The 25,815-nt window shown below is 74.7% G+C and carries 23 protein-coding genes; 17 read left to right on the top strand and 6 right to left on the bottom strand.

The window, feature by feature from the left end:
- Positions 1–14: 14 nt before the first annotated feature.
- The 6 genes from HCN51_RS25755 to HCN51_RS25730 are packed head-to-tail and all read left to right on the top strand — an operon-like array spanning position 15 to position 5,891.
- On the top strand, positions 15–974 hold the full coding sequence (locus tag HCN51_RS25755; RefSeq protein ID WP_346433797.1) for a fumarylacetoacetate hydrolase family protein: 960 nt from the start codon (positions 15–17) through the stop codon (positions 972–974).
- The gene (locus HCN51_RS25750) at positions 964–1,902 is read left to right on the top strand and encodes a cyclase family protein (RefSeq protein ID WP_168012383.1); all 939 of its coding nucleotides are present in this window, start codon (positions 964–966) and stop codon (positions 1,900–1,902) included. The genes HCN51_RS25755 and HCN51_RS25750 overlap by 11 nt, the downstream gene beginning before the upstream one ends.
- Positions 1,903–1,909: 7 nt before the next feature.
- Positions 1,910–3,022 (top strand): FAD-dependent monooxygenase, encoded by a 1,113-nt coding sequence (locus HCN51_RS25745; protein WP_168012381.1) that lies wholly within the window; start codon positions 1,910–1,912, stop codon positions 3,020–3,022.
- Positions 3,019–4,008, top strand: coding sequence for an amidohydrolase family protein (locus tag HCN51_RS25740; RefSeq protein ID WP_346433796.1), 990 nt, complete (start codon positions 3,019–3,021; stop codon positions 4,006–4,008). Before HCN51_RS25745 ends, HCN51_RS25740 begins: the two co-directional genes overlap by 4 nt.
- Positions 4,005–4,937, top strand: a complete 933-nt coding sequence (locus tag HCN51_RS25735) for a VOC family protein (RefSeq protein WP_168012379.1) — start codon at positions 4,005–4,007, stop codon at positions 4,935–4,937. Before HCN51_RS25740 ends, HCN51_RS25735 begins: the two co-directional genes overlap by 4 nt.
- 27 nt (positions 4,938–4,964) lie before the next feature.
- Positions 4,965–5,891 (top strand): fumarylacetoacetate hydrolase family protein, encoded by a 927-nt coding sequence (locus HCN51_RS25730; protein WP_168012377.1) that lies wholly within the window; start codon positions 4,965–4,967, stop codon positions 5,889–5,891.
- Between the two features lie 20 nt (positions 5,892–5,911).
- Here the strand turns inward: HCN51_RS25730 and HCN51_RS25725 are convergent, their stop codons facing one another.
- Positions 5,912–6,493 carry a hypothetical protein gene (locus tag HCN51_RS25725; RefSeq protein ID WP_168012375.1) on the bottom strand — a complete coding sequence of 194 codons (582 nt, stop codon included), beginning with the start codon at positions 6,491–6,493 and terminating at the stop codon, positions 5,912–5,914.
- A 189-nt stretch (positions 6,494–6,682) separates the two neighbouring features.
- Between HCN51_RS25725 and HCN51_RS25720 the strand changes: the two genes are divergently transcribed.
- The gene (locus HCN51_RS25720; RefSeq protein WP_168012373.1) at positions 6,683–7,123 is read left to right on the top strand and encodes a DUF6578 domain-containing protein; all 441 of its coding nucleotides are present in this window, start codon (positions 6,683–6,685) and stop codon (positions 7,121–7,123) included.
- A gap of 20 nt (positions 7,124–7,143) precedes the next feature.
- Positions 7,144–7,317, top strand: coding sequence for a hypothetical protein (locus HCN51_RS25715; RefSeq protein WP_168012371.1), 174 nt, complete (start codon positions 7,144–7,146; stop codon positions 7,315–7,317).
- On the opposite strand, the gene HCN51_RS25710 is transcribed toward HCN51_RS25715, so the two are convergent.
- Together HCN51_RS25710 and HCN51_RS25705 are read right to left on the bottom strand one after the other, a co-directional pair.
- Entirely contained in the window at positions 7,292–8,215 is a 924-nt protein-coding gene (locus tag HCN51_RS25710; protein ID WP_168012369.1) for an aldo/keto reductase, read from the bottom strand. The two genes, HCN51_RS25715 and HCN51_RS25710, sit on opposite strands and share 26 nt — an antisense overlap.
- Positions 8,193–9,467, bottom strand: a complete 1,275-nt coding sequence (locus tag HCN51_RS25705) for a cytochrome P450 (protein ID WP_168012367.1) — start codon at positions 9,465–9,467, stop codon at positions 8,193–8,195. Before HCN51_RS25705 ends, HCN51_RS25710 begins: the two co-directional genes overlap by 23 nt.
- A gap of 177 nt (positions 9,468–9,644) precedes the next feature.
- On the opposite strand from HCN51_RS25705, the gene HCN51_RS25700 reads away from it, so the two are divergent.
- From HCN51_RS25700 to HCN51_RS25675, 6 genes are all read left to right on the top strand, one after another.
- A complete protein-coding gene (locus HCN51_RS25700) occupies positions 9,645–11,159 on the top strand; it encodes an FAD-dependent monooxygenase (RefSeq protein WP_168012365.1) in 1,515 nt (504 codons plus the stop codon).
- Positions 11,160–11,196: 37 nt separating this feature from the next.
- Positions 11,197–12,066, top strand: a complete 870-nt coding sequence (locus HCN51_RS25695) for a phytanoyl-CoA dioxygenase family protein (RefSeq protein WP_168012363.1) — start codon at positions 11,197–11,199, stop codon at positions 12,064–12,066.
- Complete coding sequence (locus HCN51_RS25690; protein WP_168012361.1) at positions 12,067–13,125, top strand: ketoacyl-ACP synthase III family protein; 1,059 nt, start codon at positions 12,067–12,069, stop codon at positions 13,123–13,125. It begins immediately after the preceding gene.
- A 97-nt stretch (positions 13,126–13,222) separates the two neighbouring features.
- Positions 13,223–14,278, top strand: coding sequence for a ketoacyl-ACP synthase III family protein (locus HCN51_RS25685; RefSeq protein ID WP_168012359.1), 1,056 nt, complete (start codon positions 13,223–13,225; stop codon positions 14,276–14,278).
- The gene (locus HCN51_RS25680; protein WP_168012357.1) at positions 14,278–18,147 is read left to right on the top strand and encodes a type I polyketide synthase; all 3,870 of its coding nucleotides are present in this window, start codon (positions 14,278–14,280) and stop codon (positions 18,145–18,147) included. Before HCN51_RS25685 ends, HCN51_RS25680 begins: the two co-directional genes overlap by 1 nt.
- Positions 18,144–19,337, top strand: coding sequence for a cytochrome P450 (locus tag HCN51_RS25675; RefSeq protein WP_168012355.1), 1,194 nt, complete (start codon positions 18,144–18,146; stop codon positions 19,335–19,337). The genes HCN51_RS25680 and HCN51_RS25675 overlap by 4 nt, the downstream gene beginning before the upstream one ends.
- Before the next feature lie 29 nt (positions 19,338–19,366).
- Here the strand turns inward: HCN51_RS25675 and HCN51_RS25670 are convergent, their stop codons facing one another.
- Entirely contained in the window at positions 19,367–20,374 is a 1,008-nt protein-coding gene (locus HCN51_RS25670) for an NAD(P)H-binding protein (protein ID WP_168012353.1), read from the bottom strand.
- Between the two features lie 81 nt (positions 20,375–20,455).
- Between HCN51_RS25670 and HCN51_RS25665 the strand changes: the two genes are divergently transcribed.
- On the top strand, positions 20,456–21,289 hold the full coding sequence (locus HCN51_RS25665; protein WP_168012351.1) for a phosphotransferase: 834 nt from the start codon (positions 20,456–20,458) through the stop codon (positions 21,287–21,289).
- 108 nt (positions 21,290–21,397) lie between these two features.
- Positions 21,398–22,738, top strand: a complete 1,341-nt coding sequence (locus HCN51_RS25660) for an FAD-binding oxidoreductase (protein WP_168012349.1) — start codon at positions 21,398–21,400, stop codon at positions 22,736–22,738.
- Here the strand turns inward: HCN51_RS25660 and HCN51_RS25655 are convergent.
- Together HCN51_RS25655 and HCN51_RS25650 are read right to left on the bottom strand one after the other, a co-directional pair.
- Complete coding sequence (locus HCN51_RS25655; protein ID WP_168012347.1) at positions 22,732–23,754, bottom strand: PrsW family intramembrane metalloprotease; 1,023 nt, start codon at positions 23,752–23,754, stop codon at positions 22,732–22,734. The two genes, HCN51_RS25660 and HCN51_RS25655, sit on opposite strands and share 7 nt — an antisense overlap.
- Positions 23,755–23,873: 119 nt before the next feature.
- On the bottom strand, positions 23,874–25,337 hold the full coding sequence (locus HCN51_RS25650) for a CHASE3 domain-containing protein (RefSeq protein WP_206067793.1): 1,464 nt from the start codon (positions 25,335–25,337) through the stop codon (positions 23,874–23,876).
- A gap of 44 nt (positions 25,338–25,381) precedes the next feature.
- Between HCN51_RS25650 and HCN51_RS25645 the strand changes: the two genes are divergently transcribed.
- Positions 25,382–25,815 (top strand): response regulator (locus HCN51_RS25645; RefSeq protein WP_168012345.1); only part of this gene is annotated, 434 nt, incomplete at its 3' end.

Genomic DNA, 25,815 nt, shown 5'->3' with positions numbered 1-25,815 from the left:
TCGGAGGAAACCTCGTGGAAACATCCCCGTCCCTCGCCGGCCCGTTCGCGCTCGGCACGTTCTCGTCCGGAGCCGGCCCCGCCTTCCCCGGCCTCGTCGCCGGCGACCGGGTCCTCGACCTGAGCGCCCACGCGCCCACGACGCGGGCGCTGCTGGAGCGCTGGGACGACGTCCTGCCGCTGCTGCGCGAGGCCGCCGCCGCGCCGGCGGGGGAGTGGCGGCCGGTGGCGGAGCTGCGGGTGCACGCGCCCGTCGAGCCCCGGCAGATCTTCCAGTCCGGCGCCAACTACCGCACCCACGTCATCGAGCTGGCCGTGGCGCACGAGCCCGCCGGCGGCCGACCGGCCGAGCAGGTGCGGGCCGAGGTGGCGGCGATGATGGACCGGCGGGCGGCCGAGGACCAGCCGTACGTGTTCATCGGGCTGCCGTCGTCGGTCACCGGCCCGTACGACGACGTGGTGATCCCGTCGTGGTGCGCCAAGCCGGACTGGGAGCTGGAGCTGGCGGCGGTGATCGGCCGCCCGGCCTACCGGGTGGATCCGGACGAGGCGCTGGAGCACGTGGCCGCCTACACCATCGCCAACGACGTCACCGCGCGCGAGGTGGTGTTCCGGCGGGACATGCCGGAGATCGGCACCGACTGGCTGCGCGCCAAGAACGCGCCCACGTTCACCCCGCTCGGCCCGTACCTGGTGCCGGCCGCCTTCCTCGACCCGGGCGACCTGCGGGTGACGCTCAAGCTGAACGGCGAGGTCATGCAGGACGAGTCCACCAAGGACATGATCTTCGGGGTGGCCCGGCTCGTGTCGTACGTGTCGCAGACCGTCGCGCTGCTGCCCGGCGACCTCGTCCTGACCGGCAGCCCGGCCGGCAACGGCCTGCACCACGGGCGGCTGCTGCGCGACGGCGACGTCATGGAGGGCACGATCACCGGGCTCGGCACGCAGCGGAACCGGTGCCGCGATGAACGCTGAGCAGGCCATCGCGCAGGCCGCCGCGACATACTCCAACTGGGGCCGCTGGGGCGAGGACGACGTGCGCGGCACGGTCAACTTCATCGGCCCGGCCGAGCGCCGCGCCGCCGCCGCGCTGATCCGGCGGGGCGAGACGTTCTCGCTGTCGCAGCGCTTCGACATGAACGGCCCGCAGAAGGGCTGGCGGCGGCGCACGAACCCGGTGCACACCATGCTCGACACCGGCCTCGACGCGGTCCACGGCGACCAGGGGTTCCCGCACGGGCTCGGCGGCGCGGACGACGTGATCGCGATGCCGCTGCAGTGCTCCACCCAGTGGGACGGCCTCGGCCACATCTTCGACCACGGCCGCGCCTGGAACGGCCGCCCCGCCGACCAGGTCGTCACCAGCGAGGGGGACCTGGTCACCGGCATCGAGCACCTGGCCGCCCCGGTCGCCGGGCGGGGCGTGCTGCTCGACGTGGCCGCCGTGTACGGCGAGCTGCCCGACGGCTTCGCCATCACCGAGGAGCACCTGACCGCCACCGCCGAGGCGCACGGCGTCGCAATCCGCCGTGGTGACCTCGTGTGCGTGCGCACCGGCCGGCTGGCCAGGGCCAAGCGGGACGGCTGGGGCGACTACGCCGGCGGCCCCTCGCCCGGCCTGTCGTTCTGGACGGCCGGCTGGCTGCACCGCACCGAGCTGGCCGCCGTCGCCACCGACACGTGGGGCTTCGAGGTGCGCCCCAACGAGTTCGACAACGCGTTCCAGCCCCTGCACCAGGTCGTCATCCCGCACCTCGGCCTGCTCGTCGGCGAGATGTGGGACCTGGACGCCCTGGCCGCCGACTGCGCCGCAGACGGCGTGTACGAGTTCTTCCTCACCGCCGCCCCGCTGCCGGTCACCGGCGCGGTCGGATCCCCCGTCAACCCCCTCGCCATCAAGTGAGCCCCCCATGACAGCAGTCGGGAACGTCCTGATCGTCGGCGCCGGCACCGCCGGCTCCGCCCTGGCGATCCAGCTCGCCCGCGCCGGCGTCACCGTGACCGTCGCCGAGATCGAGCCCGCCCCCACCACCCTCGGCTCCGGCATCACGCTCCAGGGCAACGCGCTGCGGGTGCTGCGCGACCTCGGCGTGTGGGAGCAGGTCAGCGCCGCCGGGTTCGCGTTCGGCTCGCTCGGGCTGCGCGCGCCCGACGGGAGCCTGCTCGCCGAGATCCCCGACGCCCGCACCGGCGGCCCCGACCTGCCCGCCACCGTCGGCATGAACCGCCCCGAGCTGGCCGCGATCCTGGCCGCCGCCGTGCGCGACGCCGGAGCGCACGTCCGCTACGGCCTCACCGTGGACGCCGTCTCCGGCAGCGGCGCGGTCACCTTCTCCGACGGCACCACCGCAGATTTCGACCTGGTGGTGGGCGCCGACGGCATCCGCTCGCACGTCCGCCGCCTGATCGGCGTCGAGGCCGCGCCCGAGCCGGTCGGCATGGGCATCTGGCGCGTCCACACCCGCCGCCCCAAGGACGTCGAACGCACCGACCTGATCTACGGCGGCCCCTGCTTCATCGCCGGCTACTGCCCGACCGGCGCCGACACCATGTACGCCTACCTCGTCGAGAAGGCCCGCCCGCGCGAGGCCGTCGGCGACAAGGCCGCCCACATGCGCGCGCTGGCCGAAGGCTACGGCGGCGCCTGGGACGAGATCCGCGCCGACATCACCGACCCCGATCGCATCAACTACACCTGGTTCGAGTCGCTGCTGGTGGAGCGGCCGTGGAACCGCGGCAACGCCGTGCTGATCGGCGACGCCGCGCACGCCTGCCCGCCCACGCTCGCCCAGGGCGCCGCGCAGTGCCTGGAGGACGCCGCCGTCCTGGCCGAGCTGCTGCTCGCCGCCGACCGCCTCGACCAGGACCTGTTCGAGGCGTTCATGGACCGCCGCCACGACCGGGTCAAGGCCGTCGTGAAGGCGTCGGTGCAGCTCGCCCGCTGGCAGCTCGACGGGGTGCGCGACGCCGACCTTCCCGGGCTGATGGGCCGGATCGCCGCGATGGTGAGCGAGCGCCCGTGATCACCGTTGATGTGCACGCGCACGTCCTGCTGCCCGAGATCGAGCAGGCGGTGGCCGGGCAGCCCGGCCTGGCGGCCCACCGGGAGCTGGACGCCCGCCGCAACGGCCCCGACGCGCTCGCCGTGTCCGGCGCGATGATCGGCGCGCGGATCGGCCTGCTCACCCGGGCCGCCGACCGGCTGGCGGCGATGGACGAGGCCGGGGTGGACGTGCAGATCGTCAGCCCGTCCCCCTCCCACTACCACTACTGGGCCGGCCCGGAGCTCGCCGCCGACGTGTGCCGCCTGGCCGCCGAAGGCGTCGCCGCGCACGTCGCCCAGGCGCCCGACCGGCTGTACGGCCTGGGCCTGGCCCCGCTTCAGCACCCCTCGCTGCTGCCCGGCGCCCTCGACGACGCGCTCGCCCTCGGGCTGAAAGGCGTGGAGATCTCCTCGCACGCCCCCGGCCGCGAGCTGTCCGACCCCGCCTACGAGCCGTTCTGGGCGCACGCCGCCGCGACCGGCGCGGTCATCTTCCTGCACCCGTTCGGCTGCACGCTCGACGAGCGCCTCGACCGCTTCTACCTGTCCAACCTCGTCGGCCAGCCCGTCGAGAACGCGGTCGCGCTGTCCCACCTGATCTTCGCGGGCGTCCTCGACCGGCATCCGGGGCTGCGGTTGCTGGCCGCGCACGGCGGCGGCTACCTGCCGTACCACCTCGGACGGGCCGACCACGGCTGGCGGGTGCGGCCCGACGCCCGCACCTGCGCCCGCGAGCCGAGCAGCTACCTGCGCGAGCTGCACTTCGACTCCCTCACCCACGACCCGGCCGCCCTGCGCGAGCTGGTCCGCGTCGCCGGGCCCGAGCGGGTGCTGCTCGGCTCCGACTTCCCCTTCGACATGGGTGACCCCGACCCGCTCGCCGCCCTGCGCGCGGCCGGGCTCGACGGCACCCCCATCCGGGGCGGCAACGCCGTCCGGCTGTTCGACCTGAAGGATCCCTCATGAGACTCATCACCCACCTGCGGCACGTGGACCTGGCCGTGCCCGACTACGACAAGCAGCGCGACTTCTACGCCGGCGTCTGGGGCCTGACCGAGGTCGCGAGCGACGGCGGCATCTCGTTCCTGGCCGCGGAGGGCTCGCCCGAGCAGTACGTCGTCCGGCTGCGCAAGGCCGCCGAGAAGCGCCTCGACCTGATCTCCTTCGGCGCCGCATCGGAAAGCGACGTGGATGCCCTGGCCGAGCGGCTGCGCGCCGCACAGGTGCAGATCATCTCCGAGCCGGGCAAGCTCGACACGCCCGGCGGCGGCTACGGCTTCCGCTTCTTCGACCTCGACGGCCGCACCGTCGAGGTCTCCGCCGACGTCGCCGTCCGCAAGCACCGCAAGCTGGAGGCCAAGGAGTCCGTTCCCGTCCGGCTGTCGCACGTCGTGCTCAACGCGCCCGACATCGACGCCACCCGCACCTGGTACGAGACCCACCTCGGCTTCGCCCTGTCCGACACCCTCGCCCACCCCCGCATGGGCCAGGTCATGCACTTCATGCGCTGCAACCCGCAGCACCACAGCATGGCCATCGCCCGCGGCCCGCACACCTCCCTGCACCACGTCAGCTTCGAGCTGCGCGGCCTCGACGAGTACATGTACGGCACCGGCCGGCTGCTGCGCGCCGGCGTCCGCATGATCTGGGGCCCCGGCCGGCACCTCGCCGGCGACAACACGTTCTCCTACTTCCTTGACCCGCACGGCAACACCGTCGAGTACACCACCGAGCTGGAGGAGCTCGACGAGGACACCTGGCACCCCCATGTCCACGACTTCTCCCAGCCCGAGGTCACCGACCAGTGGGGCACCGCCAACCCCATGAACGAGCTGATCGCCAAGGAGTCGTTCAACGACGTCGACCGCGGCGTGTTCGTCGCCCCGCCCGTCTGATGAGGACCACCTGATGAGGACCACCTGATGAGGATCGCCACCTTCACCCACCAGGGCCGCACCCGCTCCGGCCTCGTCGAGGACGGGATGGTGCGGCCCCTGGCGGAGAACACCGGTCCGCTCGACATCCCCGGCGGCGTGCGCACCGGCGAGCCGATCCCGCTGGCGGAGGTGCGGCTCCTCCCCCCGGTCCAGCCGGCCTCCGTGCGCGACTTCGTCTCCTTCGAGGAGCACGTCGAAGGGGTGCGCAGGAGCGTGGAGGGCCGCGGCGGCGTCCCCGACGCCTGGTACGACGCCCCCGCCTTCTACTTCACCAACCCGCACGCCATGATCGGCGCCCACGACGACGTGCCGGTCCCGCCCGGCTGCCACGCCTTCGACTTCGAGCTGGAGGTCGCCGCCGTCATCGGCGAGGAGGGCGCCGACCTCACCCCCGAGCAGGCCCGCGACCACATACTCGGCTACACGATCTTCAACGACTGGTCCGCCCGCGACCTGCAGTCCCGCGAGATGCGGGTCGGCCTCGGCCCCGCCAAGGCAAAGGACACCGCCGCCACCCTCGGCCCGTGGCTGGTGACGGCGGACGAACTGGAGCCGTACCGGGACGCCGACGGCTTCCTGCGCCTGGCCCTGTCGGCGCGCGTCAACGGCACGGAGCTCGGCCGCGACCTGCTGTCCAACATGAGCTGGACGTTCGAGGAGCTGGTCGCCTACGCCTCCCGCGGCACCCGCGTCCGCCCCGGGGACGTGCTCGCCTCCGGCACCTGCGGCAACGGCGGCTGCCTGGCCGAGCTGTGGGGCCTGCACGGCAAGCAGGACCCGCCGCCGCTGCGGCCGGGGGACGTGGTGGAGCTCACCGTCGAGGGCATCGGCACCATCCGCAACACCGTCGTCGAAGGGCCGGCCCCGCTGCCCCTCCCCAGAGCCCGCCGCCGCCCCCGGCACCGGCCCTGACCCCGCCCGTCCTCGGGGGATCAGCCCAGGAGGCGGTGGCAGGCGACGTTGCGGACCCGGTACTCCTGCCGGGACGGCGGGAACATCTGGTCGCACTGCATGCCGAGCAGTGACGTGCCCTGCTGGCGTCCGGGCGGCGATGCGGGCGTGTGGGAGGAAGGGGTGTCCGGCCTGTGTTTCGGGCCTCGGGGGCGGTGCCGGTCCTTCCCGGTGTCGCTCACGTTCCCGGTGGCGCTCACGTTCCCGGCTGCGGGGGCGGGGGCGTTGCCGGGTGCTGGGCGGGGGCGGGCGGGTTCGCGGTGGGTGCGCGGCTCGACGGCGCCGGCGTCCGCGCCCACGCGGATCGCGCCGCTGGTCTGTCCTGCGGTCTTGCTGCCGGAGAGTGCCGCCGATCCGAGCGAGGACGAGGCGGCGGCGGTGTCCGGTTTGCCCCATAGCTGGGCGGCGGCCGGCGCGTCCTCCTGCTGAGCGGCGGTCGTGCCCTGCGGCGAGGCGTTCCGGCCGGCGGTGGGCGGGCTCGAGCCGGCCCCGCTCCCGACGGCCAGCGCGGTCGCCACGGCGGCGACGGCCGCGCCTGCCAGTAGCAGGGTCTTCGCGGACACTCGTCTGCGACCCCGCCCAACCTTCTTGCGCATGTCCTGCCCCCTGCTGCGCTTGATCCGTACGCGTGCGCGCAGCGTATCGGCGCCTTCCCGCGGCCGGGCCCGGCCTTGGGCGGCTCGTAGGCCGTTCCTGGGCGGCTCGTTCCCATGCGGCCGGATGGGAGGGGGCGCGGTTGGAGCGTTCGTGGGATGGGCAAGACCGGCGGGGTGAGATGGAACGTCTGGGTGGACGACTGGCAGCTGCAATGCTGCGGCGAGCCCTTCCGCGTCGGCGCCACGGTCTCGTGGACCCTCGTCCCGGCCGACCGCGACTGGCTGGCCAACGCCCTGGGGGAGAAGACCGCCGCCACGATCGAGTGGAGCGAGGAGCACCACAGCGACCCGTCCCCCGACCAGCTGAGCGTCGAGGCCGAGGTCACGCGCATCTCGGCGGCCCACGCCCGGATGGAGCCCCTGCCCGGCGGCGACGCCCGGCACCCGGTCGGAGGGGTGCTCTCCCCGCGCACCAGCGCCGACGGGTGGGAGAAGAACGACGGGGAGCTGGAGTTCATCGGGTACGTCGTGACCCTGGCCGTGCTCAACAAGTCAGCCGGCGACCCGTTGAGCGCCGCCAGGGAGCCGGGCCGGTAGCCGGTCCCGCCCCGCCGTTGATGCGCCGTCGTCTGGAGTTCGAGAAGAACGCGCCGAAGTTCAGCTACTACAAGGGCAACGAGCGCGTCATCTTCGACGACCGCCGCGTCATCGAGCTGGTGAAGCTCGACGTGAAATGGCCGTTCCTGAACGACTGGCGGCGCTCGCTCAGCCGGGCGGCACCAGGGCGGTGATCTGCGCCAGCTCCTCGGCGGTCGGCTCCCAGCCTGCGGCGGCCGCGTTGGCGAGCACCTGCTCCGGGCCGGTCGCGCCGGCGATCACCGACCCGCAGCCGGGCAGGGCGGCCAGGGCGCCGATGGCCACCTCCAGCAGGGAGCGGCCGTGCTCGGCGGCCCACGTCGCCAGCGCCTCCACCCGGTCCAGCCGCTCCGGCGTGCGGAGGTGGGGCAGCCGCGCGATCCGCGACCCTTCCGGCGGCTCCTGCCCGCGCCGCGCCTTGCCGGTCAGCAGCCCGTGCGCCAGCGGGAAGTAGGGCAGGACGCCGACGCCGTGCCGCAGGGCCGCCGGCACCACCTCGCGCTCGGCGTCCCGCTCCAGCAGCGACCAGTGGGTCTGCGTCGAGACGAACGGCACGAGGCCGCCCGCCCTGGCCGCCTGCGCGGCCTCCCCGATCTGCTCCCCCGAGACGTTCGAGCTGCCGACGTAGCGCACCTTGCCCTCGCGGACCAGCTCGGTCAGGGCGGACAGCGTCTCCTCGATCGGGGTGACGCCGTCCGGCACGTGGTACTGGTACAGGTCGATGTGGTCGGTGCGCAGCCGCCGCAGCGACCCCTCCACCGCCTGCCGGACGCCGGCCCGGCTGCCTGCCGCGTTCCGGACGGGGCCGCCGAACTTGGTGGCCAGCACCACCCGGTCGCGGCGGCCGGCCAGCGCCTGGCCGAGCAGCTCCTCGGAGGCGCCGGCGGGCTCGCCGTACGACTCGGCGGTGTCGATGAGCGTGATGCCGGCGTCGATCGCCGCGTCCACCATCGCCCTGGTCCGGGCCAGGTCGACGCCCGCGCCGACGCGGTTGCAGCCCAGCCCGACGACCGACGTCCGCAGGTCCGAGTCACCCAGTGTCCTGTATCGCATGATCGGGAACCTCTCTCGGCTGATCGGCGGGGCCGGCGCCCCAGGTGACCGGCAGCCGGTCCACCCCGTACACCGCCATGCGGTCGCGGGTGGGCACCTCGGCTGCTGGAACGGCCAGACGCAGGCCGGGGAAACGCTCGAACAGCGCGGTCAGGCCGATGCGCAGCTCGGCCCGCGCCAGATGCTGCCCCAGGCAATGGTGGACGCCGTGCCCGAAGGCCAGGTGGCCGGTCGCGGAGCGGGTCACGTCCAGGCGGTCGGGGTCGGGGAAGCGGCCGGGATCCCGGTTGGCCGCCGGCAGCGACAGCACCACGGTCTCGCCGGCCGCGATGACGTGGCCGTCCAGCTCGACGTCCACCAGAGCGGTGCGCCGTACGTCGAACTGGAGGATCGACAGGTAGCGCAGCAGCTCCTCGACCGCCTCGTGCGGGTGCGCGGGCAGCAGGGCCCGCTGGGCGGGGTCGGTCAGCAGCACGAACGCCCCGAGCGCGAGCATGCTCGACGTGGGCAGGTGGCCGGTGGCCAGCAGCACCATGCCGAGGTTCGTGAGCTCCTCGCCGGTCAGGTCGCCGCTCGCCGCGGCGAGCGCCAGCAGCCCGTCCTCCGGCGGGTCCGCGAGGACGCGGCGGACCGTCGCCGTGATGGTCGTCACGGCCTCGAACACCTGCTCCGGGCGGGAGTCGAGGTCGTTCATGACGGCGGTGGCGGCCTGGATCCGGCCCCGTCCGTCCGCCGGGACGCCCAGCAGCTCGCAGATGACGAGTGCCGGGACCGGCATGGCGAACGCGGTGACGAGGTCGACCGGCCCGGTGCGGGCCGCCATGGTGTCGAGCGCCTGTGCCGTGTACCGCTCGATCGCCGGGGTCAGCTCGGCGACGCGGCGCGGCCCGAAGTGGTGGCTCAGCAGGCGGCGGAAGCGCGTGTGCTCGGGCGGGTCCATGTGCGGGAAGATGCCCGGCTCTGCGGGCTCTGGAGGCTCGACGGCGCGCTCGCCGCCGACCGGCTGGTGCAGCAGCTCGCGCCGGGTGCTGAAGCGTGGGTCCGCCAGGATCGCCCGGGTGACGGAGTAGCCGGTGGCCACCCATCCGCGGTGCCCGTCCGGGTAGGCCAGCCTGCTGAGCGCGGCCCGGCGCCGTAGCCCGGCGGGCGGGTCGAAGGGGGTGATCCGGTCGGTTTCCAAGGGCGGGTCGAAGGGGGTGATCCCGTCGGTTTCCAAGGGCGGGTCGGTTGTCGATGGCTGGCCGTCGCTCATGGGTGGCCTCCCACCTGCGCGCCGTTGATCACAAACGAAGGGGATTATGCATGACAAATCAGGTAAATACCACCACTAGTAATTTTTGACCCACCCGATTTAGCATCGGCACCGCCGGCCCGCGGTCGGCGCTCCAGCGATTCCTCCAGCAGGCTCACGCCCCCAGCAGAGGTATGAATGGCACAGGTCGCGGTAGTCGGTGGTGGTCCGATCGGGCTCATGCTCGCGTGCGAGGTGGCCCTGCACGACGTGCCGGTGGTGGTGCTCGAACGGCTGCCGGACATCGAGCACCACCCCAAGGCCGAAGGCATCACCGGCCGGGCCATCGACATTCTCGACCGCCGCGCCCTCATGATCGGCGTCGACGGCGCCCCCGCCCAGCCGACGGACGAGGAGCGGGCCCGCATCGCCCTCGGGGAACGGCGTCCCGACAGCCTGCAACCCAAGGCGTTCCCGGGCGCGCGGCACTTCGCCACGATGTTCGTGCTCCGCCCGGAATCACCCGACCTGCTGGTGCCCCAGCAGGTGCTGGAGCGGGACCTCGCCCGGCGGGCCGCGCAGCTCGGCGTCGAGGTACGGCGCGGCCACACGGTCACCGGCTTCACCCAGGACGCCGGCGCGGTGCACCTGGACGTGGACGGCCCCGGCGGGCCGTACCGGATGACGGCCGGCTGGCTGGCCGGCTGCGACGGCGGCCGCAGCACGATCCGCAAGCTGGCCGGCATCGCCTTCCCCGGCACCGACGGCATCACGACCGGCTACCGCGCCTTCGCCGAGATCGACGACCCCGGCTTCCACCTGCCCGGCTGGTTCCGCAAGGACAACGGGCTCCTGGTGTACGAGGAGGGGCCGCCCCGGTTCATCACCCTGGAGTTCAGCGGCCCGCCGGCCAGCCGGGACGCGCCGATCACGCGGGAGGAGTTCCAGGCGGCGCTGCGCCGGCTGAGCGGCACCGACGTGACGGTCACCAAGATCCACAAGATCAACCGGTTCACCGACAACGAGCGGCAGGCCGAGACGTACCGCCGGGGGAGGGTCCTGCTCGCCGGCGACGCGGCCCACGTGCAGTCGCAGTGGAGCGGCCCCGGCCTGCGGCTCGGCCTGGGCGACGCCGTCAACCTCGGCTGGAAGCTGGCCGCCGTCGCGCGCGGCCAGTGCGAGGAGAGCCTGCTCGACACCTACACCTCCGAGCGGCACCCGGTCGGCGCGCAGACGCTGGAGGTCCAGCGCGCCTCCATCGCGCTGATGCGCCCCGGCCCGCACGTGGACGCGCTGCGCCGGCTGTTCACCCACCTGCTCATGGACGAGCACACGAACCGCCGCCTGACCGCCGTGGTCGACGACCTGCACGTCGAATACGACATGGGCGACCCGTCGCTGACCGGCCCGCTGGTCGGCCGCTACTGCCCCGACCTGCGGCTCAAGACCGCCGACGGCCCGGTACGGCTCGCCGAGCTGCAACGCACCGGGCGCCCGCTGCTGCTCGACCTCGCCGATGACCCCGGCCTGCGCGCCCGCGCCGAGCCCTGGTCCGGCCGCGTGGACGTGGTGAGCGCCGGCTGCGCCGACGCCCCGGCGGACGCCCTGCTCATCCGCCCGGACGGCTTCGTCGCCTGGAGCACGCCCGCCGGCGCGGCGTCCCTGACCGACGCCCTGGCGCGCTGGTTCGGCCCGCCCGCCCGCGCCGCGTGACCCCCATCACCAGACACAGCCTTTCCTGGAGGCCGGGATGACCGATGCCAAGCTGACCACCCTGCCCGCCTCGGCCCCGATCGACGCGGCGATCGAGGCGATCGAGGCGGCCGGAGCGGTGATCATCGAGGACTTCGTCGACGCCGACACGCTGAACGGCCTGTGGGAGGACCTGGGCCCGGCCCTGCGGAGCCAGGCCGACGGCGACGGCCGGCTCGTCGGCGAGAAGACCCGGATCCTGCCGGGCCTGGTCCGCCGCAGCGCCCACTCGGTCGCGATCATGCGGCAGCCGCACTTCCTCGGCAGCGCCCGGCACTTCCTGCAACGGCCCGTGCGCGCCTGGCTGGGCGAGCAGCGCATCGAGTTCGTCCCCACGATCCAGCTCGGCATCTCGCGGGCGATCCAGATCCAGCCGGGCGTGCGACCACAGGGCCTGCACCGCGACGACACCGCCCACCTGCGCACCCATCCCGGGCCGGAGAGCCGGATGCAGGTCATGGTGGCCGCCAGCGCGTTCACCGAGCGCAACGGCGCCACCCGCGTCGTCCCCGGCAGCCACCGCTGGGACGACGAGCGCGGGCCGCGCGACGACGAGGCGGTGCCCGCCGAGATGCGGCCCCGCTCCGCGCTGCTGTGGCTCGGCAGCACCTACCACGGCGCCGGCGCCAACCGCTCCGACGCGCCCCGCACCGGCCTGTCGTACGCCTACGACCTCGGCAACCTCCGCCAAGAGGAGAACCAGTACCTGTCCATACCCCTGGACGTGGTGCGCGGCTACCCCGAGGACATCCAGCGGCTGCTCGGCTACGAGGCCTGCCCGCCGATGTGCGGCCTGTACGAGCTGAGCGACCCGATGCTGCTGCTGCGCGACGCGTCGGGCGACCCCGTGCCCTCGGGGAAGGACTGAATGCGCACCTCCGGCACGTACCTGCGCAGCATCGGCGTCCACCTGCCGCCGGTCGTCACCGTCGAGACGGCCGTCGCGCAGGGCCGCTACCCGGCGGACGAGGTGGAGCGGTTCGGCTTGTTGGGCGCGGCCGTGGCCGGCGACGTGCCGGCCCCCGAGCTGGGCCTGCGCGCCGCCCGGCAGGCGTTCGACCGCTCGGGCGGGCTGTCGCCGCACGACCTCGACCTGCTGCTGTACTGCGACGTCTGGCACCAGGGCCCCGAGGGCTGGGCGCCGCAGTACTACCTGCAGCAGCATCTCACCGGCGGGCACGTCCCGGCCGTCGAGCTGCGGCAGGGCTGCTGCGGCCTGTTCAACGCCCTCCAGCTCGCCGCCGGCTACCTGCGGCCGGGCGGCTCCGCGCTGCTCGTCGGCGCCGACAACCACGGCACCCCGCTCGTCGACAGGTGGCGGATGATCGAGGGCACCGTGATGGGCGACGCCGGGTGCGCACTGCTCCTCACCGCCGAAACCACCGGCACCGGCCTCGCCGAGCTGTGCTCCGTCAACGTGACCGTGCTGCCGGAGGCCGAGGCCGTCAACGACGGCGGCGTGCCGATGTGGCCGCCGGACGCGACCGTCGGCCGCCCCCTCGACTTCGCCGCCCGCAACCGCGAGTTCCGCAAGCGCCTGCTGGACGGCGACGGCGCCCGCGTCATGCTCGCCATCCAGACGACCATGATCGAGCTGGCCGACCGCACCCTCAAAGAGGCGGACATCACCCTCGACGACGTGGCCAAGGTCGCCTTCCCGCACGTACGCCGCGACGACGTCGAGCACCGCGGCGCCAACTGGTTCGGGCTCACCCTGGCCGACACCACCTGGGAGTACGGCGCCCGCGTCGGCCACCTGGGCGTCGGCGACCAGTTCGTCGCCCTGCACCACCTGCTCGCCACCGGCGCGCTGGCCCCCGGCGACCACGTGCTGCTCCTCGGGTTCGGCGCCGGCACCACCCTGGCCGCCGCCGTCCTGCGGATCCTGGACGTCCCGCCCGGGTACGCCCGCGCGGTGCCGGACTGAAGGTGCCGGACTGAAGGTGCCGGACTGAAGGTGCCGGACTGAAGGTGCCGGACTGAAGGTGCCGGACCGAACCTGTTCCAGCGAGCCAGGAGGCGACATGGAGACGGCGGACATGTACATCAGCGGCGTCGGCTCGTACCTGCCCGCCACCGTGGACGTGGCGCACGCGGTGGCGGCCGGCTGGTACCCGGCCGAGGAGGCCGAGCTGCACGGGATCGCCTCGGTCGCGGTCGCCGGTGACGTGCCGGCGCCGGAGATGGCGCTGCGGGCGTCCCGCACGGCGCTGGCCCGCAGCGGGCGCTCCCCGACGGAGCTGGACCTGCTCCTCTACACCTCGACCTGGCACCAGGGGCCGGAAGGCTGGCCGCCGCAGGCGTACGTGCAGCGCCACCTCGTCGGCGACGGCGTCCTGTCCACCCAGCTCAAGCAGGGCTGCAACGGCATGTTCGCCGCCCTGGAGCTGGCCGCCGGCTACCTGCGGGCCGGCCCGGAACGGCAGGCGGCCCTGCTGGTCGCCGCCGACAACTACGGCACGCCGCTGGCCGACCGCTGGCGGATGCTGCCCGGAGCCATCGCCGGCGACGCGGCCGGCGCCCTCGTGCTCGACACCGAGCCCGGGTTCGCCCGGCTGGCGTCGGTGTGCACGATGTCGGTGTCGCAGGCCGAGGAGATGCACCGGTGCGCCGAACCCCTCTTCCCGCCCGGCGTCACCGAGGGCCGCGAGCTGGACTTCGCCGCCCACAACGACACCTTCCGGCAGCGCGCCGTCGCCGGCGGCGAGGGCACCAAGGTGCTGGTGACGCTCGACGAGCGGATGGTCGAGGCGATCGACCGCGCCCTGTCCGAGGCAGGACTCAAAGCGGCCGACGTGACCCGCCTGACCTGTATGAACACCTCCCGCGAGATCGCCGAGCAGATCTGCGAGCACCGGCTGGGCATCCCGGCGGCCCGCTCGACCTGGGAGTTCGGCCGCACCATCGGCCACTGCGGGGCCAGCGACCAGGTGCTGGCCCTGGAGCACCTCGTCCGCGGTGGTGAGCTGCGGCCCGGCGACCACCTCCTGATGTTCGCCTACGGGCCCGGCGTCACCATCTCGGCCGCCGTCGTGGAAATACTCGAGTCGCCCGCGTGGTCGCGGGGAGGGGGCGCGTGATGGACCGACCGTCCGAAGCCATCGCCATCGTCGGGATCGGCTGCCGGCTGCCCGGCGGCGCGAACTCGGCGCAGGCGTACTGGAACCTGCTGGCCGAAGGGCGGGACACGAGCGGGCCGGCGCCCGCCGAACGCTGGCGCTCCTACGCCGACCGGGGCCCCTCCTACGCGGCGGCGGTGCGCCGCACGGTGCCGCGCGGCCACTTCCTCGACGACGTCGCCGGCTTCGACGCCGAGTTCTTCGGCCTCTCGCCGCGCGAGGCCGAGCTGATGGACCCGCAGCAGCGCCTGGTCATGGAGACCGCGTGGGAGGCGCTGGAGCACGCCGGGATCCCGGCCGGCGCGCTGGCCGGCACCGACGCGGGCGTGTACGTGGGCGTCTGCACCGGCGACTACGGGCACCGCATCCTGGAGGACCTGCCCGACATCGAGGCGTGGACCGGCATCGGCGCCGCCACGTGCGCGGTCGCCAACCGGGTCTCCTACGCACTGGACCTGCGCGGCCCCAGCATGGCCGTCGACACCGCCTGCTCCGCCTCCCTCGTCGCCGTGCACCTGGCCGTGCAGGCGCTGCGCGCGGGGGAGACCGACCTCGCGCTGGCGGGCGGCGTCAACCTCATCCTGTCTCCCGGCGAGACCCTGACCCTGGACGCCGCCGGCACGCTCGCGCCCGACGGGCGCAGCAAGTCGTTCGACGCCGCCGCCGACGGCTACGGGCGCGGCGAGGGCGCCGCGGTCATCGTGCTCAAACGGCTGCGCGACGCCCAGCGCGACGGCGACCCCGTGCTCGCCACCATCCTCGGCAGCGCCGTCAACCAGGACGGCCACACCGCCGGCATCATGGCGCCGTGCGGGCAGGCGCAGGAGCACGTCATGCGCCGCGCGCTGCGCCAGGCCGGCGTCGACGCCCACACCATCGGGTACGTCGAGGCGCACGGCACCGGCACCGCCGTCGGCGACCCCCTGGAAGCCGCCGCCCTCGGCGCCGTCTACGGCGCGGGCCGGCCGGCGGGGCGGCCGTGCCTGATCGGCTCGGCCAAGTCCAACATCGGCCACCTGGAGGGCGCCGCCGGCATCGCCGGCCTCATCAAGGCCGTCCTGGCGGTGCACCGGGGCGAGATCCCGCCCAGCCGCCTCGACACCCCCAACCCGGCCGTCGACTGGCCGGCCCTCGGCCTGCGCGTCGCCACCGAGCCCACGGCCTGGCCCGAGCCCCCGACGGGGCCTGGGCACGCGACGGGGCCTGAGCCCGCGATCGGGCGCGAGCCGACAGCCGCCCCCGCATCCACGCCCGGCCTCGCGTCCGCGCCCAGCTCCCAGCCCGCGGCCGGCCTGGCGCAGCCGCGGCGGGCCGCCGTCTCGGCCTTCGGTTATGGCGGGACCGTCGCGCACGTCGTGATCGAGCAGGGGCCTGAGCCGGTGCCGCCCGTCGAAGGGCCCGCCGGGCGGTTGTTCCCGGTGTCGGCCGCGTCGCGGGCGGCGTTGCGCCAGAGCGCGGCCGACCTCGCCGGCGTCGCCGGCCAGGTGCCGGTGGCGAGCCTCGGGCACACCCTCGCGCTGCGCCGCACCCACCTGCCGCACCGCGCGGTGGTGGCCGCGGCCGACGAGACCGCGCTGGCCCGGGGGCTGCGCCGGCTCGCGGCCGGCACCCCCGACGACGCCGTGACCACGGGACGGCTCCTCGCCGACCCCGGCCCCGGCCCGGTGTTCGTCTTCTCCGGGCACGGCTCGCAGTGGGCCGGCATGGGGCGGGAGCTGCTGGCGTGCGAGCCGGCGTTCGCCCGCGTCATCGACGAGCTGGAGCCGGTGTTCGCCGACGAGATCGGGTTCTCGCCCAGGGAGGCGCTCAGCGGGGGAGACCTGACCGAGGTCGGCCGCGTCCAGACCATGATCTTCGCGATGCAGCTCGGCCTGGTCGAGGTGTGGCGCGAGTACGGGGTGCGCCCGCACGCCGTGATCGGCCATTCGGTCGGCGAGATCGCCGCCGCCGTGACGGCCGGCGCGCTGAGCCGCCTCGACGGCGCCCGGCTGATCTGCCGGCGCTCCCGCCTGCTGCGCCGGGTCGCCGGGCGGGGCGCGATGGCGATGGCGCGGCTGCCGTTCGCCGAGGCGGAGCGGCGCCTGGCGGACCGTCCGGGCGTGGTCGCCGCGATCGCGTCCTCGCCGGGCTCCACCGTCGTCTCGGGCGACCCGGACGTGGTGGCCGAGGTGCTGGCGGCCTGGCTGGAGGAGGGCATCCCCACCCGCCGGGTCGCCTCCGACGTCGCCTTCCACGGCCCGCAGATGGACGCGCTCCTCGCGGACTTGAAGGAGGCCGCGGCGGACCTGACCCCCGCCGTCCCTGACCTGACCGTCTACTCGACCGCCCTGGACGACCCGCGCGCGCGGCCCGCCTACGACGGCGCCTACTGGGCGGTCAACCTGCGCCACCCGGTCCGGCTGGCCGGCGCGGTCGCCGCCGCCGCGGCCGACGGCTACCGCGCCTTCATCGAGATCTCCGCGCACCCCGTCGTCACCCACTCCGTCCTGGAGACCCTGAACGAGGCCGGCCACGAGGACGACGTCTTCGTGGGCGCGTCGCTGCGCCGTAACCGTCCCGGCCAGGCGTCCCTGCTGAACGCCGTCGCCGCCGCCCACTGCGCCGGCCTCGACGTCGACTGGCGCCGGCTGCAACCGGTCGGCGGCCCGGCCGCGCTGCCCGCCTACCCGTGGCAGCGCCGCCGGCACTGGCGCGAGCCGTCGCCGCCCGACGCGGGCGGGCGCGGCCACGACCCCGGCACGCACACGCTGCTCGGCGACCACGTCGATCTCGCCGGGACGGACGTGCGGCTGTGGCGCACCGTCCTGGACGACCACCTCCGGCCCTACCCGGGCAGCCACGCGATCGAGGGCGTCGAGATCGTGCCGGCCGCCGTCCTCGCGGTCACCTTCCTGGCCGCCGCCGGCACGGAGGCGCTGGCCGGCGTGACGATGTCGGCCCCGCTGCTGACCGCCGACCGCCGCGAGATCCAGGTCGTACGCCAGGGCGCCGAGCTACGCCTGGCCGCCCGCACCACGGCCGAGCCCGACGTCGCCTGGCAGGTGATCACCACGGCCCGGATCCCCGCCGCGCAGGGCCGGCCCCCGGCACCTCCGACGCCCCCGGAGCAGCCGCTCGCCCCGGCGGACCCCGGGCTGGTCATGAGCCGGCTCGCCGCCGTCGGCGTGCCGGACACCGGGTTCGGCTGGACCGTCGAGGAGCTGTGGCGCGGGCACGGCGCCCTGCGCGCCCGCGTCCGCTGCGGGCCCGCCGCCACCTGGGCGCCCGTCCTGGACGCGGCCATGTCGGTGGCGCCCAGCGCGTTCCCCGGCGACCCGCTGCTGCGCATGGTGACGAACGTCGAGCACCTGGTCACCACGGGAGAGCCGCCGGAAACGGTCACCATCGAGGTGTGGCTCGACCAGGAGGAACCGGACACGGTGCAGGTGCGGATCGCCGACGGCACCGGCGCCGCCGTCGCCTGGCTCGCGGACCTGCGGTACCCGGTGATCGACCGACCGGCCCCCTCGGCCAACGGCGACGGCGGCGGGGACCGGCTCGCCGAGTCCTTCGCCGACCTGGACCCGGCGCGGCTGCGCACGTTCCTGATCGAGGAGGTCGGCGCGCAGATCGCCAAGGAGATGCGGCTCGCCCCCGCCGACCTGTCGCCGCACCGGCCGCTGATCGAGCAGGGCCTGGACTCGGTGATGACGGTGGTCGTGCGGCGGCGGCTGGAGCAGCGGTTCCGGTGCTCGCTCCCGGCCACGCTGCTGTGGGCGAAGCCGACCGTCGCCGCGGTCGCCGACCACATCGCCGGGGTGGTGTCCGCCCCGAACGGAGCCACGCGATGACCCAGACTCCCATGCCCACCTTTCCCATGAAGCGGAGCTGCCCGCTCGCGCCGCCGGACGAGTACCGGCGGATGCGCGACACCGCGCCGGTCGTGCGGGCCGCCCTGCCCAACGGCGCACCGGTCTGGGCCGTCACCCGTTACGCCGAGGCGCGCCGGATCCTCAGCGACCCGAGGATCAGCTCGAACACCGGCCGCCCGGAACGCCCGCGCGGCCCCGACGACGACCGCCCCGACGACGGCTTCTTCGTCGACCTGGACCCGCCGGAGCACAGCCGGTTCCGGCGGCTGCTGATCCCGGAGCTGGGCGCCCGCCCGATGGCGGCCATGCGACCGACCATCCAGTCCATCGCCAACAGGGCGATGGACGAGCTGCTGGAGGCGGGCCCGCCCGCCGACCTCGTCGCCCGGTACGCGCGCCTGGTCCCGGCGCGCGTAATGTGCGCGCTGTTCGGCGTCCCGGAAGCCGACCACGGCTTCTTCGCGTCGCGGCTGCGCAGGTTGTCGGTGACGAGCATGGACCCGAGCGTGGCGGCGCAGGCGTCCAAGGACGTGCGCGGCTACCTGCGCGACCTCGTCGGCGACGCGGGGAACCGGCCGGACGACGGCATGATCCGGCGGCTGGCGGCCAGGCACCTGCCCACCGGCGAGCTGACCACGGACGAGCTGGTCAACATGGGCTTCCTCATGCTGCTCGCCGGCTACGACTCACCGGCGAACACGATCTCCCTCGGCGTGCTCACGCTGCTGCGGCACCCGGCGCAGCTTGCCGCGCTGCGCGCCGACCCCGGCCTGCTGCCCGGCGCGGTCGAGGAGCTGCTGCGCTTCCACTCGGTGCAGGACTGGGTCAGCTTCGACCGGGTCGCGACCGCCGACATGGAGGTCGGCCCGGCCCGGATCCGCGCCGGTGACCGCCTGACGGTGCTGGCGGCGTCCGCCAACCGGGACGAGCGCGCGTTCGAGAACCCGGACGCGTTCGACGTCCGCCGCCCGGCCCGCCACCACCTCGCCTTCGGCCACGGCGTGCACCAGTGCGTCGGCGCCAACCTGGCCCGCGCCGAGCTGGAGACGGCCGTCGGCACGCTGCTGGCCCGGCTGCCGGCGCTGCGCCTGGCGGTCCCGTTCGAGGAGCTGCCGTTCGCCCACGACGCCCCGTTCTTCGGCCCGCACGAGCTGCCCGTCACCTGGTGACCCGCCGCACGCGCCGCCGGTGACGCGCCTCACGCGCGGGCGACGTGGGCGTCCTCGGCCGCGTAGGGGAACCAGACGTCGGGGCCGTGGCGGGCGACCAAGTCGGGGAAGACGTCCGGCCAGCCGCCGCCGCGCGCCCGCGCCCGCTCGACGGCGGGAACGGCCCACTCGATGGTCTGGCGCAACGCGTCGTCGTAGGAGAGGGCGGGCCGGTAGCCGAGCTCGGCCCGCACCCGGTCGGTGCTGAACACGATCGGCTCCGGCACGTTCCACGGGTGGAAGCCCAGGCCGTCGGGCCGCGACGGGCCCGCGAACGTGACGATCTCCGCCTCGTGCCCCATCACGGCGAACACCCGGGCGGCGACCTCGGCGACGGTCAGCGGGTCGTCGGCGACGTTCAGCACCCGGGCCGCCGGATTCAGCGCGCACAGGTGGACGATCTCGGCCACGTTCGCGACGGCCGAGGTGGGGAAGCGGCTCAGCCCGTCCTGGGCGAGCACGACGTACGGCCGCCGGTCGAGCGCCCGCTTGATGAACGACCAGTGGTCCAGCGACCTGCCGTGCGGCCCGTGCAGCACGCCCGTGCGCAGGATGCTGACCGGCAGGCCGGGCGTGGCCAGCAGGAAGCGCTCCAGCGCCGCCTTCCCCGACGGATAGTCGTGCGCCTCGCGCTCGACGGTCGGCCACGTCTCCGGGATCGGCACCGGCAGGCCGGGCGCCCGGTAGACCGCCCCCGTCGAGATGACGACGAGCGAGCCGACGCGGCCGGCCAGCCGGGCGAGCTGCGTGCCGTGGTAGGGGGTGAAGGCGACGGTGTCGAGGACCAGGTCGTGGCCGTCGAGCGCGCCGAGCAGCGCCTCGGTGTCGTTCCGGTCCACCTGTAAGGACGTCGCCCCGTCGGGCGGCTCGCCCGCCGGGAGGGAACGGCGGTGACCCAGCGTCACCGCGTAGCCGGCGGCGACGAGCCGCGCGGCCGTGGCCCGGCCGATCTGCCCGGTGCCCCCGATGATGAACGCGCTGCGGCCGTGAACCGTCACCAGGTGATCTTAACCCGCGGCTCCCCGCCGGGCACCTGGTACGGTGCTCGGCGAGCACGGCGACAACGGTAAGGGGAGGCCATGCAGGCGTCGGAACTCGAGCACGCGGCGGCCACGGCCCGCTCGATCGCCTCCTCACTGGGTCTGGCGGCCGACGAGGCGATCGTCCTGCAAGATTCGAACAAGCTGACCCTGCGCCTGCTGCCGTGCGACACCCTGGCCCGGGTGGCGCCCGCGGCGCAGCAGGTCGCGCAGTTCGAGGTGGATCTGGCGCGCCGGCTGGCCGCTTCCGGCAGCCCCGTGGCCGCGCTCGACCCCCGGGTGGAGCCGCGCGTCTACGAGCGCGACGGCTTCGTGGTCACGCTGTGGACCTACTACGAGCCCGTGAGCCCGGCCGAGATCCCGCCGGCCGACTTCGCCAAGGCGCTGCGCCGGCTGCACGCCGGCATGCGCGCGGTGGACGTCCCGATGCCGCACTTCACCGAACGCGTCGAGCAGGCCCGCGCCCTCCTGGCCGACCGCGCCCGCACCCCGGCGCTCCCCGACGCGGACCGGGAGCTGCTCGCCGGCACGCTGCGTGACCTCGGCCGGTCCATCGCCGCGCGCGGCGGCCCCGAGCAGCCGCTGCACGGCGAGCCGCACCCGGGCAACCTGCTCGCGACCGCCGAGGGGCCGCTGTTCATCGACCTGGAGACGTGCTGCCTCGGGCCGGTCGAGTTCGACCTCGCGCACGCGCCGGAAGCGGTCGCCGGCCACTACCCGGGCCTCGGCGAGGGCCTGCTGCGCGACTGCCGCTCGCTCATGCTGGCGATCATCACGACGTGGCGCTGGGACCGCGACGATCAGCTCCCCGACGGCCACCGCCGCGGCCGGGAATGGCTCGCCCAGCTCCGGACGGCCCTCGCCCACGGCTGACGAACCCCGCGTCGCGGCGGTGTGGCGCACGTCACTGTCACAAGAACCGGCCCGTCGGCATCTTGTGGCCGTAAAGCGCACACACCACCGCACAGCGGAAGGACCGTCATGAGCACCACCCTGGACACCCTTCGCCACGACTTCTCGGGCGACGTCATCGAGCCGGGCACCCCCGAGTACGCGCAGGCCGCCCGCACGATGCTGACCTCCGGCAGCCCCGCCGTCGTGCTGCGCCCCGCCGGCGTCGAGGACGTGCGGGCCGCCGTCAGGTTCGCCGCCGGCTCGGGGCTGCCCCTGTCGGTACGCGGCGGCGGCCACGCCTTCGCCGGGTTCGGCACCAACGACGGCGGCATCGTGATCGACCTCGCCCGGCTGGCCGGCGTGGAGATCGTCGACAAGGACCGTCACCTGGTGCGGATCGGCGGCGGCGCCACCTGGGGCGCGGTCGCCGACGCCCTGGCCCCGCACGGCCTGGCCATCTCCTCCGGCGACACCAGGAGCGTCGGCGTCGGCGGGCTGACGTTGTCCGGCGGCATCGGCTGGAAGGTCAGGAAGTACGGCCTGGCCCTGGACAGCCTGGTCGCCGCCGAGGTCGTCACCGCCGACGGCCGGCTCGTGCGGGCCGACGCCGGGCACGACCCCGACCTGTGGTGGGCGCTGCGCGGCGGCGGCGGCAACGTCGGCGTCGTCACCGCCTTCGAGTTCAGCGCGCACCCCACCACCGACGTGTTCCACGGCCGGATCACCTTCCCGGCCGCCGAGCTGCCCGGCGTGCTGCGCGGATGGGCGGACCACCTGCGGACCGCCCCGGAGGAGCTCACCTCCATCGCCGCGTTCGCCAACCCGTTCGCCGGCGGCGTGGAGGCGCCGGTGGAGATCCAGGTCACCTTCGACGGCGACGACCCCCGCCTCGCCGCCCGGGCCATCGACCCCATCCGCGCCCTCGGCACGGTGCTGACCGACGACGTGACGCTGCGCCCGTACGGGGACATCCTGGTGGAGGGCGTGGCCGCGCCGCCCGGCGTGCGGCTGGTGACCCGCAGCGCGTTCACCGGCGGGGAGCAGGTGCCGGTGGTCCTTAGCATCCTGGCCGAGACCGGGGCGGCGCAGGGGTCGCCGTTCGTCGCCGTGCGCAGCCTCGGCGGGGCGGTGGCGCGCGTCCCCGAGCAGGCCACCGCCTTCGCCCACCGGCAGGCCGAGCTGATGGTCGTGACCACCACCGCGGGCCCGCCGCCGGTCGTCGAGGCCGCCCGCCCCGCGCTCGACGCGCTGTGGGCCAGGCTCGCACCGCACGTCAGCGGCGCCTACGCCAACTTCCTCGCCACCGCCGGTGAGGACGACGTCGCCGCCGTCTACCCCGCCGCCACCCACCGGCGCCTGGCCGCGGTCAAGCGCCGGTACGACCCGGGCAACCTGTTCGCCGGCAACCACAACGTCCGCCCTCAGTAGCCGCGGACGACGATGCTGGACGGCCGCCTGCCCAGCCGCGCCCACCGGGCCAGCAGCAGGGCCAGGCCGACCAGCCCGTCCAGCGCCAGCAGCCCCCAGCTCATCCCCGTGAACAGGTGCACCTGCGTCTGGGTGACGCCGCGCAGCTCGCCGAGGCGGACGATCGCCAGCCACTGGGACGGGGTGCCGGTCAGGATCAGGGTCAGCCACACGGCGACGGTCTGGGAGGCGTCCCACAGGGCGTGCAGCAGCACCACCACGGCGTACCAGCCGAGCAGCGCGCGGCTCGGCCGCAGGCGGGGGCGGCCAGTGCCGGGGTGGCCGGCGCTGAGGTAGTCCGTGCCGGGGTAGCCCGTGCCGAGGTGGGCCGGGCGGATGCGCGCGGCCGTCGCGAACAGCACGCCGCCGAGCAGCGCCGTCCACAGGCCGTGGCCGACCGGGGCGAGCACCGCCCGCAGCGCCTCCGTCTCGACGAGGTCGAGCAGCGACAGGCCGCTGGAGGTGAACAACGCGTTGAAGGCGTACCCGGCGCTCTCGAACGCGGCGAAGCCGAAGCCCACGGCCGCGCCGAGCACCATGCCGTCGCGGGCGCCGTACCAGGGCAGGCGGCGGGCCAGCAGCCACAGCACGGCCAGCTTGACGCCCTCCTCGATCGCGCCGATGGCCAGGTAACCCCAGCTCGACATGTGCGTGAGCAGCGCCGACTCCAGCAGCGAGGCGCCGAGGACGCCGAGCACGCCGCCGTACACGAACGCGGTGAAGATCCGCTGCGCGGTGATCACCTCGTCGGCGCGGCGGAAGGCGAAGGTGACGAACGTGACCGGCACCAGGAAGCTGCCGACCAGGATGATCGTCGGCACCAGGTTGGCGTTCCCGGTGACGAACGTGACCACCACGGTCGCCACCCACAACGCGAGCCCGCCGAAGAAGATCCGCACCCAGCTCGGGCCGGAGCGCGGCGGCGTCAGCTCGCGGGCGAACGGGAGGTCGGGGGAGACGGCAGGTCGGGAGTGCATCGCGGGCTCCTTCCGCAAGCGTTCAGTGCTTCCCGATCAGGATCCTGCGCGGCCGCCGCGGTGTCGTCCCGGCCAGCGGCCATCCCGGCTACCGGCTGGCTGGAATCTTCCGATCCCGGTCAGCCCCCGGTGACGGGCAGGTCGGCGTCGAGGGTGGTGCCCTGACCGGGCGGGCTGTCCACGCGGACGGTGCCGCCCAGCGCCTCGACCCGGTCGGCCAGCCCGAGCAGCCCCGAGCCGGAGCCGGAGGCGGTGGCACCGCCGGCGCCGTCGTCGCGCACCCGCAGCCGCAACCGCCCGTCCTCCAGGCGCGCCCGCACCGTCGCCACGCTCGCGCGGGCGTGCTTGGCGGTGTTGGTGAGCGCTTCGGAGACCACGTAGTACGCGGCCACCTCGACGGGCTCCGGCAGCCGGCCGGGCACCTCCACGTCCAGCTCGACCGGCACCGGGCTGCGGCGGGCCAGCGCCTTCAACGCGGGGCCCAGCCCGGCCTCGCTGAGGATGGCCGGGTGGATGCCGCGCGAGATCTCGCGCAGCTCGTCCACCGCCTCGCCGAGCGCGTCGGCCAGCCGGTCGAGAGGCTCGGCGAGCTCCGGACGGTCCGGCGGCGACGTCGCCTGGATGGCCCGCACCTCCAGGACGAGCGAGACCAGCCGCTGCTGGATGCCGTCGTGCAGGTCGCGTTCGATGCGGCGGCGGGCCTGGTCGGCGGAGGCGACGATCCGGGAGCGGGAGGCGGCCAGCTCCGACCGCTGCCGGGACAGGGTGGCCGCCATCGTGTTGAAGCCGCGTTGCAGCACGCCGATCTCGCCGGCGCCGCGCTCGGGGACGCGGGCCTGGAGGTCGCCGTCCGCGAGCTGCCGGGTGGCGCCGGCCAGCCGCCGTACCGGAGCGACGACCGCGCGGGCCAGGTAGTGCGAGTAGGCGCCGATCAGGACCACCGACGCGATCAGGCCCGCCACCCCGACCGCGGTCGCGCGCTGGGCCGCGGCGTCCGAGCGCCGCTGCTCGGCCCGCGCCGACCCCAGCGCGGCCGTCACGAGCGCGTCGAAGTCCGCGCGCAGCGCGTCCACGCGGCGCTTGCCCTCCTCGGCGCGCGCCGTCCCCGCCGCGCCCGGAGCGCGGCGCCCGCTCTCCCCCGCTCCCGGGTCGCGGCGCAAGGCCGCCACCAGGGGGACGGAGTAGTCGTCGATGTACGAGCCGCCCGCCGCCGTGATCTTCTCGGCCAGGGCGCGCTCGGCGGGGATGCCGGCCACCAGCCGCTCCATCGCGCTCGCCTGCCCGGGGAAGGTGTCGATGGCCGCCTGCCAGGGCTGCAGGAAGCTCGCCTCGCCGGTGAGGGCGAAGCCGCGCTGGCCCGTCTCCATGTCGATGATCAGCCGTTCCAGGCGGTTGGCCAGCGTCAGGACCTCCGCCGAGCGCTGCTCGCGCAGCCGGGCGTCACGCAGGTCGCCGATCGAGGCCAGCAGCACCGCGAACGCCCCGCCCACGATCAGCGCGAGCGCGGCGCCCGCCATCACCGTGCGCAGGGTCAGGCCGCGGGCGGGCCCGTTCCGCGCCGGCCGTGACCCGCCCAGCTTCATGCCCGGAGTGTACCGATCGTCGGCCGGGTCCGATAATGCGTGACATGACCGATACGCAGGTGGTTCTCGCCGACGACGACGTGCTGCTGCGCGAAGGGCTGGCCAGCTTACTGACGCGCTCCGGCCTGAACGTCGTCGGGCAGGCCGGCGACGCCACCCAGCTCCTCGACCTCGTCCGCGAGCGGCGGCCGGAGCTCGTCATCGTCGACATCCGGATGCCGCCCACCAACACCGTCGAAGGGCTGCGGGCCGCCGCCCAGATCCGCGAGCGCCACCCCGGCGTCGGCATCCTGGTCCTGTCGGCACACGCCGAGACCGAGCACGCCATGCGCCTGCTCGCCAGCGGCGGCGGCATCGGCTACCTGCTCAAGAGCCGCGTCACCGACGTCGCCGACTTCGTCGACACGGCGCGCCGCATCGCCAGGGGCGGCTCCGTCGTGGACCCGGCGCTGGTGCAGGAGCTGGTGTCGGCGCGGCG

The sequence above is a fragment of the Nonomuraea composti genome (genome assembly GCF_012034275.1).
Taxonomy (GTDB): Bacteria; Actinomycetota; Actinomycetes; order Streptosporangiales; family Streptosporangiaceae; genus Nonomuraea; species Nonomuraea composti.
The sequence above is the reverse complement of the archived record's forward strand: the minus strand, read 5'-3'. Positions and strand labels throughout refer to the sequence as shown.